Origin of the sequence: Furfurilactobacillus entadae, from assembly GCF_045862745.1 — a bacterium.
GTDB lineage: Bacteria > Bacillota > Bacilli > Lactobacillales > Lactobacillaceae > Furfurilactobacillus > Furfurilactobacillus entadae.
The window spans coordinates 40614-52363 of the sequence record NZ_BQXN01000017.1; the positions used below are offsets into that span (position 1 = coordinate 40614).

Below are 11750 nucleotides of genomic sequence, written 5' to 3' on the forward strand. Positions count from 1 at the left end.
ACACTAAGTGTGTTTATTTATTCGCATCGATCATTATCCATTAAAGGAGCACAGCCATGAAGCCCACCCCAAATACCCTTGGTTTCACCCTTTCATATGGTGCCCTAAACAGCATTGCAAACCTTGGCGTGTTGTTGCCCTACCTGTTCATTCTCCTCGCCTATAATCAGCTCCATTCAACAGCATTGTTAATTGGCCTGCTCACCATCTACACAACCCGGGCCGTCTCTTTTTTGGGGGGTCTCCACCTTCGCCTAAAGTCGAGCCAGTACCTTCTCCTGAACCTTCTTTGTGGTCTTCTGGGGGCCCTTATCTATACGATTGCACCTAGCACCACGCTCTGGCTCATCATTGGTGGGTTGCCTCTTGGTTACAGTGCCGCCACGTTATGGCCCTACTTTTTAACCATCAAGCTACACGCCACCACGTACGGCACGTTTGCACCGAAGCCCTATCACTGGTTCATTTTTCTACTTAGTCTTGGCGGCGTTATTGGCATTGACTTGCTTCATCCCAGCCTTCACCTTGCATTTGGGGCGCTCGCAATTCTGTACGCAGCCGCCTTACCCAGTGCCATTCGCCTCGTCTATAACCTTGCTCCTGTGTATCAACAGGCTGACCTTCATGCAGATCAACGGCCGCGCATGTGGCGGTTGGTTCCCCTCCTCTTTTTTGCTGGGATCATTGCAAGTTTAGCGTTGGCCCGCAAACAGTCCGTTGGCGGCTACCTGTATCCATTACTAATTGCGCTCATTTTGATTGCGTTTGTGATGACGCTCCGCGAATTGCTGTTGGACACGAAACTTCTGGCTGACATTGACATTCGCCTTGTCTTCCGGGGCTTTCTCCTAAACTTTGTCCTCTTTTACGCCACCTTTTATGGCGGTTTATTCTGGGGAACCCATGGACCACTCGTCATCTTTAGTACTTATTTGATTGGTTTTCAGATTGGCCCCCGGTTACCAAAGTGGTTCCCCGTCCTGATCGATCATCGGCAATTGTTAGATCGGTGGTGGCCGTTATCAGCAACCCTCCTCATTATCCTGAATCAACCGTGGACGTTTGTTCTGGGGATTCTCTTACTCTCCCTGTACGTCGGCTTTCTCAATCCCTACTTTAATAATGACCTGTACTTCAAAAGTGGCCTCAGTAAGGACGTTGCCCTCTTTTATAAGTACCGGTTGTCCGCATATGGCAGTCAGTTATTTCAACTCTGTTTTTTCGCCCTCCTATTAACGTTTGGTGTTACCCAACACTTCTCAATCATTATGTTCTTCAAATTGACGCCCACGCTCGCCACTGCCCTTCATCACAGCACCATCGGCCCGCTAAACGATCTCATTGACGGGTTGTTACTCATTGGGTGGGGCGTGGCTAACTGGCGTCTTCGCCGCTCATCATCCACCAAGTAATTTTTGAAACGGAGTTCACTCATGACCAGTACCTTTTTTGTACTTTTGATCCTTATCGCCGTCGTCTTTTCGGTCCTCGTGCACCATCATGCCGGCTTCCTGCCACTACCACTGTGTTTTATCGCGGCGGGGCTCGTTTTATCACTCTTTCCGCTGTACCACAATTACATTTTTGATCCTGCGTTATTCTTATTCTTTATTGTGGCGCCGCTCCTTTATAACGAGGCCCAATCCGCCTCACGTTATTGGATCGGCCGTGGGGCCATCAACATTGTGTCATTATCCATTCTGTTAGTGATCACGACCGTTGTGGTGGTTGGCGCGGCACTTCACAGCTTATTTGCCTTCCTACCACTCAGTTTAGCCTTTGCCCTTTGTGCCATCGTCACACCGACCGATGCCTCGGCTGTCAGTGCCTTTGCAAAACCCAATCCAGACCTAAGCATTCCGTTTACGATTCTTCAAAACGAGTCACTCTTTAATGATGCTTCCGGATTTGTGGCCTTTGACCTTGCCTTACTAGCCTTCACAACGGGAACCTTCTCGGCAACAAACGCGTTTAGTTCCTTTTTCGTTCAGTTTATTGGTGGCCTTCTCTGTGGTGCGATTATTGGCGCGCTCTTCTATGGCGTGCGGCAGTGCCTGATTATTTGGGGTGATGACAGTCCGTTTGTCATGATTGCACTGGAGCTATTGGTGCCATTTTTGGTCTATTTTACGGCCGAACACTTTGACCTCTCCGGTATTCTGGCGGTGGTCGCTGCCGGCATCGTTCAGGGACTAGAAAACGATCATTTACAACTCATTTCCACCCGCATGCAACTGGTTCGGAGTAACATCTGGGACCTGGTCGAGGAAGGTCTAACCGGAATCGTGTTCATTTTTCTGGGGATTTCCCTGCCAGCAATCGTCGCCCAAATCATCCTTAAACGTCCTGGTTTTCTGTGGGTTCTCCTCCTCATCGGACTTTCGTTGTACGGGCTAAAGTTCCTCATTCGGTTACTGTGGGCCCGTTACCTTGTTTGGATGCACGTATCTCGTGACCACCGGTGGCAAGACAGTTTACTCATTGCCGTCAGCGGAGCCAGCGGAACCATCTCCTTATCACTGGCCTTTCTCCTGCCAACAATTAGTGGTGCTCACGTCCTCATTGACCGAAATGCGCTTATCTTTATTGTTGCCGTTGTTATTTTGCTCAGTTTAACCGTTGCCGCAATTACGGTGCCCCGGATGACCGCCCTTCCGCCTGAGGAAGTTGTTAAACCGATGTCGCAATGGACCCGCGAAATGGTGATGGTTGCCATGAATACCGTTCGTAGTGACACTGATCATCCAGCAGAAACGCAAATTGTCCTGGATGCATTGAGTCAACAACTTCACCAAAACGCACGTTTACACCGGCGACAGCGCCACATCCTGTACGAATACGCCGCGGCCGCTGAACACGACGCCATTGAGAAACTCTACAACGACGAAAAGATCAGTCATTCTGAACGCAAGTACTACCACCAGTTCATTGATCTGAACTTACTGTCAGCGGACACCCGCCCCTGGAAAAACATCTGGCTTCGGCTTCGCTTCAGCATTAACATGACCCGTTACCAAAATGTTACTGTCGGTCAAAACGTCTTTTTTACCACCCCGGTCATCACGGAACAGCGCTATTGGCAAAAACAATTTGATGTCCATGGCGAGGATATTCGGCCCATTGAGGAAGCCGGTTTTCAAGCCGTCATGAAGGCTCTTAAACGCTATCGCCGCGCTCATGGTGGCACAACTTCCGTTGAGCTTCACGCCGTTCAACGCTTTTACCGGGAACGCCACCGGCGGATGACCATGCCTGAACCCGATGCACGCATTGTTTATCAGCTGTTCTTGACCGCGTTTCACGCTGAGTATGAGTATTTTCAAACTGCCATCACGCGTGACAACCTGAGTTTAGAAACCGCTCAACATCTGCAACAACACATCATCTTCGACGAAATGGCGTACATTCAAAATAACGACACGTTTATTCGGTAATGCACCCAAATCAAAATCGGCGTGCGTCCTTTTCATCGAGGGCGCACGCCGATTTTGATTTAAGCCGATTCATTATGCATGTAAGTAGGTATAACTACCATTTGAGTTTGCCCGGAAAGTGAACTCATGATCCTGTGCATCCACACTCCGCCAACGTGACAATCGGTAATGCAAGGAATGTCGTTCCTTTAGCTGATACGCCACTAACCGCAGTGTTCTGGTAACGTCATCATCCGCACGGGTCGCGGCGCCGCGAAGCACCCGGTGTAAATCAGCTAAAAATTCGTTGGCATTTGTAATCATGGCAATTCCTACTTTCTTGATGAACATCAGTTATTTATAGTTCCCATTTAAAAGTAGTTAATCCCCTTTCGCAAAAAATCTGCTTTCACAACAATGGCCCTGCCTGATGGTTTAATCCACCTGGCAGGGCCACTTTAAGTTGGTTAGCGGTCTAACTTTTTCTTTGCTTTGTCCGCCAGTTTCCCAGCTTCCTCGCTAAGCTTTCCCGTTACCTTTTGGGTTTCTTCTTTGGCCTTCCCTAATAGTTCTTGGCCCTTACCCTTTGCTTCTGTTTGTTCATCACCCGTTACATGGCCAGCAGTTTCCTTGGCCTTCCCAACCAGTTGATCCTTTTTAGCATCCACTTTATCGTCTAGTGCCATACGCTTACCCCCTTGAACAATTCGGTGAGTTATCAAAAACTAAAGGCTCGCAGTCCTTCATACTTACAGTGTAAAGGCTGACTACTCATGACGCGAATAAACTGCTTCTGTCGACAAACTAAAATGGCCCCCATTATTTGGGCGCCATTACCGCTGGTAACTGATTAATGCTCATACCCGTCGTGATCGGGAAACAATAAGTTTGCGTTCTTCCCCTGAGCCTGCAGGATTTTAATCCGGTCTTCGCCCCACTCGGACATCGCAATCAGCACACTGTTTAACGATTTTCCGTATTCGGTAACTGAATATTCCACGTGTGGGGGAACTTCATTGTAGACCTTCCGGGCGATGATGCCATCATTCTCCAGTTCACGCAGTTGATCCGTTAACACTTTTGGTGAGATTCCGGCAACGGCACGGCGCACGTCCGCCGTTCGCATCGGGCCGTGCCCAAGGTGACACAAAATCAACGGTTTCCATTTATTTCCCATAACTGCGAGTGTGGCTTGAACACCATTTTTATAAATCGTTTGTGGTTCGCTCATCCGTGGTCCTCCTCTGGTGATTATAGGAAAAGGCTACACCATTTGCAGGTAAAAATAAAACAATAAAATGGGCCGCCTAACTCGAGCTGGTGCACAAAACTTACCTTAAAGTGCCTTAGTAAGCTTAAAGTGCGTAATTGTTTATGGGTTCAGGTGCAGTAAACTAATCATCAACACGGAAAGCGAAGGCTCAGTTTAAAATGGAAAACGTAAAAGATAAAGTCGTTATCATTACCGGTGCGTCAAGCGGGATCGGTGCTCAAACGGCAACACTACTCGCAGAGCGCGGCGCAAAGTTAGTTTTAGCAGCACGTCGTGAAGAAGCGCTGGCAACGTTAGCAAACGAGTTAATCAGCACTTATCAAGCAAACGTTATTTACCAACCAACGGATGTGACTAAATTGGCCGAAGTTGAATCACTGATCACCTTGGCAAAACAGCATTTTGGTCGCATTGACGTCCTCTTCAACAACGCTGGGTTAATGCCCGTTTCAATGCTCCGCGATGGTAAGGTCGACGAATGGGAAGCGATGATCGACATTAACTTAAAGGGTGCCTTGTACGGCATTAAAGCAGTATTACCAATAATGGAAGCTCAGCAGAGCGGCCACATCATCACAACGGATTCTGTGGCCGGTCACTTTGTTGGCTTAGGATCAGCCGTTTACTCTGGCACAAAGTATGCAATGCGGGCTGTGATGGAAGGCTTGCGGTCCGAGGAAGTCGGTAAAGGAATCAAGTCAACGTTGATTTCACCAGGGCATGCCCAAACAGGATTAGCCTCAACCATTTCTGACCCTGAGTTACGCGCTGCCGTCCTGAAAAGCGAAGCGGAAACGGGGTTAACAGCAACGGACGTCGCTACAGCCGTCGTGTATGCCATTGATACGCCGGCTAACGTCGGTATTAACGAAGTGATTTTACGGTCCACAGCACAACGAGATTATTAAGGAGCACCATGATGAAAACAATTAACGCAACGGTTCACGTTCAACCCGGAAAAGAAGCAACCTTTATGAAACTAGCCCAGGCCTTAACGACCAGTTCGCGGGCTGAAGTGGGCAACACCCGCTTTGATCTCTATCATCGTCACGCTTGCAACAGTGACTTTGTCTTTGTTGAAGTTTATGCGGATCAAGCAGCCATCGTTGCCCACCGTGATTCGGCCCATTTCCAAGCATTCTTAACGGCATTAGCACCGATTACAAATGCACCAATGGACGTCATGATTTTTGATGGTCTTGGCGCAACGGAATAATCAATTAGAGGAGAAAAACAATGATTACAATTAATGCGACAGTTTATGTCAAACCAACGGACGTTGATGCATACTTAATGTTCACAGACGCCCTTATCGCTGGCACCCAAAGTGAACCTGGTAACTTACGCTACGACATGTATCAATCCGTTGAACACGCGGGTGAATTCGTGTTTATTGAACAGTATGCTGATCAAGTCGCACTGGATGCACATCACGCAGCCACGCACTTTACGGACTTTCTAGCTCAAGTTACGCCACTCCTGAGCCACGACATGGACGTAAAGGTCTTTCGGGAACTTCCAACAGCCGAATAAGTGACATGCTGTCACCTATTTTAAACCCGCCATCGGTAGATTGATGGCGGGTTTTTGATCGTTTACATTCTCGCTTTGTTTCAAATGCTGACTTGCCGCACTACCTGCAAACGGTGGACTCATGGCAAAGAAAAAAGTCATCCACGAACGGATGACTTTTCGATACAGGCTAATGCAATTTCTCCCGATGGCAACCAATATGGCAACCGCAAGCACGAAAAAACTAAGTGAGTGCATACCTGTTTTGACACTTAATTGTGCGCTAATCCCTAGTCCTGCACGCGGTTTTGGATTTCTTTCGTTTGTTCTTCAAAGCCAGGTTTTCCAAGCAAGGCAAACATGTTCGTCATATAATAGCATTAACTCTCTTTAGTTTCATTACAGTAAAAATGCCGCTGTAATAACGTTTATAGCGTTTTCATCGTTTTCAATGTTTTCACTACTTCTATACTAGAGGAAACATCCAAGGAAACATTTTTGAATTAAGAGCAATCTGCATTAGCTACACTTCACTCTTGATATATCGAACGCTAGTTCGTATAATCAGAGATAACAAATCCAAAGGGTGATTCTATGTCAGACGATCAAATGTGGTTGGCTCAACTTCTTAATATCAATAAGGGCACTCGCTTCTTTTTAACCGCGCTTCCGATTTATGAATCCGTTAAATCTGACCCAGAAAAAGTCGAACGTCTCAAAATAGAATTCGACGAATGGATCAACACTACCCACGGCAAGTATGTGCATAAATCAAAAAAGGACTATTTGCGGGTCATAAATAGGAAGTAATTATGAATAAAGATGTTAAATCGATAATGGAAGGCGTCAACAAACTATTTACACGTGCTCCCGGGTGCCAATACCACATTCAGATTGCCAATGACAAATACGACAAGACCTACAACTTTTTCATGCTAATAATGCACAAAGGACGTCGGACGCGTTCAATCCCTATATATGATGTGGATCACTATGAACTTTATTATCTTGAGGAAGTGATTAAAGAAATCCGCAAGCAAACACTGCTAGTATTTGAGTTTAATGCATTTGGAGAAGCAAAGTGGCCATCAACAATGAAACGAATTGAGCCAAGGATCAGTAAAGAGGAAGCTAGATAAGGTAAGCAATTCTAACTATTCTGTTCGTCTTGCTGAATCGTTTTCTGCTTTTCATCAATCAATGTCAGCAACTCTTTTAAATCCTCCACAGTGGCCTTGTTTCTAATGAAACTTCTTGCGCGTGAACGGTCGCTTAAATAGCTAGCGTGGGCTTTATTTTTATTAGCCCATTTTTTATTACGTTCTGTTTGTGTTACTGCCATAATAACCACCCCACGAATGCCAAGACGATTATTAAGGCAACAATCCCCTCCACCCGTTCTTTACGTGTTGTGCGGCGGACCACTATTTTAACGTGCTTTGATTCAAATAGCTTCATGTTAGTCACCCCATTATTTTGTGTTATACTAAAAATGTACCAAAGAGGGAGGGCGAACTCCCTCTTGTGTGGTAATCACTTACCACTTAACAGTAATCTCAAAAGCTATGATTAGTAAGTTAACTTTCAGGGTTAGGCTTACCGATTGTGGCTTTTTTACTTTTAAGCGGGGCAATTTACTCACCTCCTCTTTGGTACATTTATATAGTACTATGCATAGTACTATATGTCAACAGAAAATCTACAATTAAATAGCTAAAAATCCTCTTTACCCATTTTAGTATGGGTAAAGAGGATTTTTTATTTATTATCTGGAAGTGCCCGCGCATACGCACTAAACAAATCCATCTGCAATTGCTGATCGTTTGCAACATATTTGTTGAGCTCACCTAACATGGCCGCAATAGCCATGTCATCGGAGGCCGCTTCTGGACTATTAGCCAGTTCATTTTGCTCCTGCACCATATCTTTTAAATAGGCATTCAGCGTTCGCAAGAACATCAGAAACTCCGGTTGTTTAGTGATTTGTTCATTAACCCACGTGGCATGTTCCATGGCCATACGATGAACAACATTGTAGCTAGCATCCTCAATATTACGATCGCCATTTTTATAGTAATAATAGGCTTGCCGCGTAATTCCCAGTTTTTTAACCAGTGCGCTTACATTGCCATCGAAGTCCGACAACAATAACCGTGCACGTTGTAATTCGCTCAATGCCATTAATAGACCCCCCCTTCGCCATGGATAGTTGTCAGAGCAGCTTCAACGGCCTTTTGTGACGGTACATTTTTGTTAGAACGACGCATTTTTGACAAGGCTTGGCGGCGCTGGGACTTCGATCCATAGGCTACAGCCATCTGGTCAAGCACACTTACTGCTTGTTTTTCGGCTTCATTTTCAATTTGTTTTTGTGCTGAATAATCGTGTGCTCGCACGCGCAGAACCCGGCCATGTTTGTTTTTCATTACGCGGAATGTAGCGTAATCGTCCATCTTTTTGTCGTATTGCATCGTGAGCAAGTTGAGTTCTTCCTCGGTTAATTGGTCCGCTGATTTTAAACCATCAAGTACAACACCGTTAGCATGCACATTCATTTCTTCAACGTATTCATTCATTGTTCTTTACCTCGATTTTTTAAATTGTATAATCAAGGGAGGTCTTGCAGGACCGGTCCGCTTCGGCGGGCCTTTTTTGTCTCACTTGATTACAAATACATAATAACGCTTAGTATTGCGAGTGTCAACTATAGTTGACACTATTTCGTAAAATTAATTTGCTTTAATAAAAAAAGGCTCTAACCTCCCGTGATTTTAGGAAGTTAGAGCCTTTTTTTCATTTAACTATGCTTTTAAACACGCGTCTGCGTTGAACCAAATCAATCCATAATCCGCTCCCAGATCAATCGCGATTGCGTTTGAACCTTCGTCGTAGTCTGCAATTAACCACTCGTCTTTATCGAACTTGAAATGATTGCCTGGAGTGGCGTCATTTTGATTAAGGTTATCAGTTAACGAAACAAATACCAGGGGCACACCATTGTCATCCCAACTTAACTGATCGCTAGAACTAGCCGCAGATAGTTCATGTGACAGCCCCTGCCAGCAGCCGTTAATAAACTCGACCTGATCAAGTAACCAGGGGTGCCCGTTGAACTTAACCCAGCCGCCAGCATCTTTAAATTGCTGAACGGCTGATTTATCGCGTGATGGCGCTGGAACTGGCTGTGGCGTTGGCGTTTGTTCATTGCCATTACCAGTCAACCGATAGACGTAATAATATGGATAGCCATCCAGCGAAGCGAAATAGTCATACCCTAGCTCTTGCACAGCGGTCCCTTCTTCGCCACCAGTGTAATAACAAGTCGAGATACAGTTATTGTCTGGATCACCACTCGTCATCACCATAATGTGACCACCGGCGCCAGCCGATGAACCCCGTTGTCCCCAGATAACAATATCACCCGGCTGAGCGTCCCAACCGTTTTGGTCATTTTCAACAATGCATTCAAACCCATTCGCTGTAAGATACTCGTGAATGGTTTCTGTTGAGTACAGGTAGCTGTAACGACCAGCGCCTGCTTGATACAGCGCCTCGGTCATGGACCCTGAACAATCCGCTGTCCCATCACTCCCATTGCGAGAGCCGTACATGCTGTATGTTAATTGTCCTTCACGATCACGGAACCATTGAATAACGGCATTTGTATCGACTGACATTACTTTGCCCCCTTGTCTTGTGGCTTAACTGGACCGCCGGTCTGTGGTTGTTGATGTAATTTTGCCTGTTGCTTAATGGCTGGCGCGTCAGTTTGAGCAAACGTCTGGTAGGCACGCTCAACTGTATCTTGGATGCGTTGGTCATCAACATTAATCCCTTTGTCCGCTAATGCCTTATTAACACGTTGCACTGCCGCACTCTTCTTGGTGGCCCCAGTCATGTTGTAATTCGTGGCTAAACCCTGAACTGCTGTATCAGCTAAATTCAGGAGCAATTCTTCAATCTGTCGCCCTTTAGACGCCTTTTGCGTGGCTACCCATTGATGAAGCATGGGTGACAACAAACCAAAATAGGCCCACGTAAAAAGGCCACTGGCTAACAGCCAAGTGACCACATCATTAATATTTAACTTACCCATTCTTCTTCTCCTTTAATTCTTCGAGCTCCTTTTTTAACGCGTCACGTTCGTTAATGACGTCTTTGTAGTTCCTGTTGAGCTGGTCTAAACTCATCTGTAAAATTTTAGTCTGGCTGTTCGTGTGTGAATTTCGCCAGGCGAAGAATGCCGGCACTAGGCCTGTCAAAAACGGAAACAGACCGGCATCCTTAATTGCTTCAAAAAACTTGGCCCAGTTATTCATCGAAATCACCATACTTCGTGATCCCGATTGAGAGCCATAGGCCCATTAAAGCCAGCGCCCATGATGAGTTCGGAAAACCATCAATGGACCGCAAGATGAAAATGCCCGAGTAGACGCCAAACAAAAAAGCACTAAACGTGATTAACGGACGTTTAATGCTTTGTACATGTCGAGTAATGCTTAGGAACAAGACCGCCGCAATGGCCACCAGCAGGAACCCAAACCATTTGTCATCGATCCACCCAATCAGCCAGCCAAAGCGTTCTTGAGCCCTCAAGTAGTCCGGGTTACAGATAACATAAAGGCCCTCGGAAAAATAAAACAACGCAATGCCTAAGGCGCCAAAGTTCGAACGAAACAACACGCGATACCAGGCTTTAAAACGTCTGAATTGAGTACGCAATCGTCACACCTTCTTTCGATTTAGAATTTATGAATATTACGTACTGTTAAGCAGTAAGTTCCTTAAATTGGTCCTGTGTGATAATTCCATTGTCCAAATAGAACTGGAAGTATGAAACACTGGCACCCCATGACTTAAACATCTTTAAATCGTCAAATGTAGGAAACATTATGCATTCGCCCCTTTCGTCGCGTTACTTGCCGTTAAGGCGGCCACTTTTGTATTCAAGGCTGCCACTTGCTGCGTCAAGTTCATCATCAACAACTGATCAGTCGTGGGTTGATTTGCTGTCTGATCTGGTGTTGCTGGTAAACGGTCCCCAGTCCACCCGTTCGACGCCGGGTTGTAAACGATGTTGCCCACCAGTCCAGTAATTGGCGTTGCTGTGGCGTTTTCTGGCACCTTATCGCCCACACCGGCACCAGCGTATGCAAATGTTTTTGGGTCATATTTGTAGTATTCAATCATGTCTTTTCTCCTTATTAATTACTTGCTGGGTAGTCGTCACTAGTGATTGCGGTGCCTTTGGCATTTACCCAAGATGAATCTGGATTGTCGGTCACTGCGGACGGAATAACGAACGCCCGAGTTGCCAAACTGCCATCTGGGTTAACAACCAAGAATCCAGAGGCCCAGTCAGCTGGCTTGCCATCAATGATTCCTGGCGCACTTTCTGCCGTTAAATAATGGGAAGTTGTTGGTCTGAATCCCGCCGGGATAAACCCTGCATCTGTGAATTGTGTCCATCCTTTAACTTGTTTACGATTGTTGTCGACCGAGAATGCATACATCACGGTGTTCCCCATTCGTTTAGCAGTCACAATGTAGCC

20 protein-coding genes are annotated in these 11750 nt (G+C 46.1%); 7 read left to right on the plus strand and 13 right to left on the minus strand.

Annotation, left to right across the window (positions count from 1 at the left end; genetic code table 11):
* The first annotated feature begins 56 nt into the window (after positions 1–56).
* Together ACKTR5_RS08050 and ACKTR5_RS08055 are read left to right on the plus strand one after the other, a co-directional pair.
* Complete coding sequence (locus ACKTR5_RS08050; RefSeq protein WP_407880627.1) at positions 57–1412, plus strand: hypothetical protein; 1356 nt, start codon at positions 57–59, stop codon at positions 1410–1412.
* A 21-nt stretch (positions 1413–1433) separates the two neighbouring features.
* Positions 1434–3434, plus strand: a complete 2001-nt coding sequence (locus ACKTR5_RS08055) for a cation:proton antiporter (RefSeq protein ID WP_407880628.1) — start codon at positions 1434–1436, stop codon at positions 3432–3434.
* A 72-nt stretch (positions 3435–3506) separates the two neighbouring features.
* On the opposite strand, the gene ACKTR5_RS08060 is transcribed toward ACKTR5_RS08055, so the two are convergent.
* The 3 genes from ACKTR5_RS08060 to ACKTR5_RS08070 all read right to left on the minus strand — a co-directional run bounded on the left by ACKTR5_RS08060 (position 3507) and on the right by ACKTR5_RS08070 (position 4644).
* The gene (locus tag ACKTR5_RS08060; protein ID WP_407880629.1) at positions 3507–3737 is read right to left on the minus strand and encodes a hypothetical protein; all 231 of its coding nucleotides are present in this window, start codon (positions 3735–3737) and stop codon (positions 3507–3509) included.
* A 143-nt stretch (positions 3738–3880) separates the two neighbouring features.
* Positions 3881–4099, minus strand: coding sequence for a CsbD family protein (locus ACKTR5_RS08065; protein ID WP_407880630.1), 219 nt, complete (start codon positions 4097–4099; stop codon positions 3881–3883).
* Positions 4100–4263: 164 nt separating this feature from the next.
* Entirely contained in the window at positions 4264–4644 is a 381-nt protein-coding gene (locus tag ACKTR5_RS08070) for a winged helix-turn-helix transcriptional regulator (RefSeq protein WP_407880632.1), read from the minus strand.
* A 200-nt stretch (positions 4645–4844) separates the two neighbouring features.
* Between ACKTR5_RS08070 and ACKTR5_RS08075 the strand changes: the two genes are divergently transcribed.
* The 5 genes from ACKTR5_RS08075 to ACKTR5_RS08095 all read left to right on the plus strand — a co-directional run bounded on the left by ACKTR5_RS08075 (position 4845) and on the right by ACKTR5_RS08095 (position 7337).
* Positions 4845–5594, plus strand: a complete 750-nt coding sequence (locus tag ACKTR5_RS08075; protein ID WP_407880633.1) for an SDR family oxidoreductase — start codon at positions 4845–4847, stop codon at positions 5592–5594.
* Between the two features lie 11 nt (positions 5595–5605).
* Complete coding sequence (locus tag ACKTR5_RS08080; protein WP_407880635.1) at positions 5606–5902, plus strand: putative quinol monooxygenase; 297 nt, start codon at positions 5606–5608, stop codon at positions 5900–5902.
* A 20-nt stretch (positions 5903–5922) separates the two neighbouring features.
* Complete coding sequence (locus ACKTR5_RS08085) at positions 5923–6219, plus strand: putative quinol monooxygenase (RefSeq protein ID WP_407880636.1); 297 nt, start codon at positions 5923–5925, stop codon at positions 6217–6219.
* A gap of 573 nt (positions 6220–6792) precedes the next feature.
* Positions 6793–7008, plus strand: coding sequence for a hypothetical protein (locus ACKTR5_RS08090; protein ID WP_407880637.1), 216 nt, complete (start codon positions 6793–6795; stop codon positions 7006–7008).
* A 2-nt stretch (positions 7009–7010) separates the two neighbouring features.
* The gene (locus ACKTR5_RS08095; RefSeq protein ID WP_407880639.1) at positions 7011–7337 is read left to right on the plus strand and encodes an acetyl-CoA carboxylase; all 327 of its coding nucleotides are present in this window, start codon (positions 7011–7013) and stop codon (positions 7335–7337) included.
* A gap of 11 nt (positions 7338–7348) precedes the next feature.
* Here ACKTR5_RS08095 and ACKTR5_RS08100 read toward each other — a convergent pair whose 3' ends face one another.
* The 10 genes from ACKTR5_RS08100 to ACKTR5_RS08145 form a co-directional block, all read right to left on the minus strand.
* Positions 7349–7540: a hypothetical protein gene (locus ACKTR5_RS08100; RefSeq protein WP_407880640.1), complete on the minus strand. Its 192-nt coding sequence runs from the start codon at positions 7538–7540 to the stop codon at positions 7349–7351.
* Positions 7531–7656: a hypothetical protein gene (locus tag ACKTR5_RS08105; protein ID WP_407880642.1), complete on the minus strand. Its 126-nt coding sequence runs from the start codon at positions 7654–7656 to the stop codon at positions 7531–7533. The genes ACKTR5_RS08100 and ACKTR5_RS08105 overlap by 10 nt, the downstream gene beginning before the upstream one ends.
* Before the next feature lie 300 nt (positions 7657–7956).
* A complete protein-coding gene (locus ACKTR5_RS08110; protein ID WP_407880644.1) occupies positions 7957–8379 on the minus strand; it encodes a hypothetical protein in 423 nt (140 codons plus the stop codon).
* Positions 8379–8774, minus strand: coding sequence for a hypothetical protein (locus ACKTR5_RS08115; RefSeq protein ID WP_407880646.1), 396 nt, complete (start codon positions 8772–8774; stop codon positions 8379–8381). Before ACKTR5_RS08115 ends, ACKTR5_RS08110 begins: the two co-directional genes overlap by 1 nt.
* Positions 8775–8999: 225 nt before the next feature.
* Positions 9000–9875 (minus strand): peptidoglycan amidohydrolase family protein, encoded by an 876-nt coding sequence (locus ACKTR5_RS08120; RefSeq protein ID WP_407880648.1) that lies wholly within the window; start codon positions 9873–9875, stop codon positions 9000–9002.
* Complete coding sequence (locus ACKTR5_RS08125) at positions 9875–10294, minus strand: phage holin, LLH family (protein WP_407880650.1); 420 nt, start codon at positions 10292–10294, stop codon at positions 9875–9877. The genes ACKTR5_RS08120 and ACKTR5_RS08125 overlap by 1 nt, the downstream gene beginning before the upstream one ends.
* Positions 10287–10517: a hypothetical protein gene (locus tag ACKTR5_RS08130; RefSeq protein WP_407880652.1), complete on the minus strand. Its 231-nt coding sequence runs from the start codon at positions 10515–10517 to the stop codon at positions 10287–10289. The genes ACKTR5_RS08125 and ACKTR5_RS08130 overlap by 8 nt, the downstream gene beginning before the upstream one ends.
* The gene (locus ACKTR5_RS08135; RefSeq protein WP_407880653.1) at positions 10510–10920 is read right to left on the minus strand and encodes a hypothetical protein; all 411 of its coding nucleotides are present in this window, start codon (positions 10918–10920) and stop codon (positions 10510–10512) included. Before ACKTR5_RS08135 ends, ACKTR5_RS08130 begins: the two co-directional genes overlap by 8 nt.
* A 168-nt stretch (positions 10921–11088) precedes the next feature.
* A complete protein-coding gene (locus ACKTR5_RS08140; protein WP_407880655.1) occupies positions 11089–11388 on the minus strand; it encodes a hypothetical protein in 300 nt (99 codons plus the stop codon).
* A gap of 14 nt (positions 11389–11402) precedes the next feature.
* Positions 11403–11750: hypothetical protein (locus ACKTR5_RS08145; RefSeq protein ID WP_407880656.1), on the minus strand; the 348-nt coding region annotated here is incomplete at its 5' end.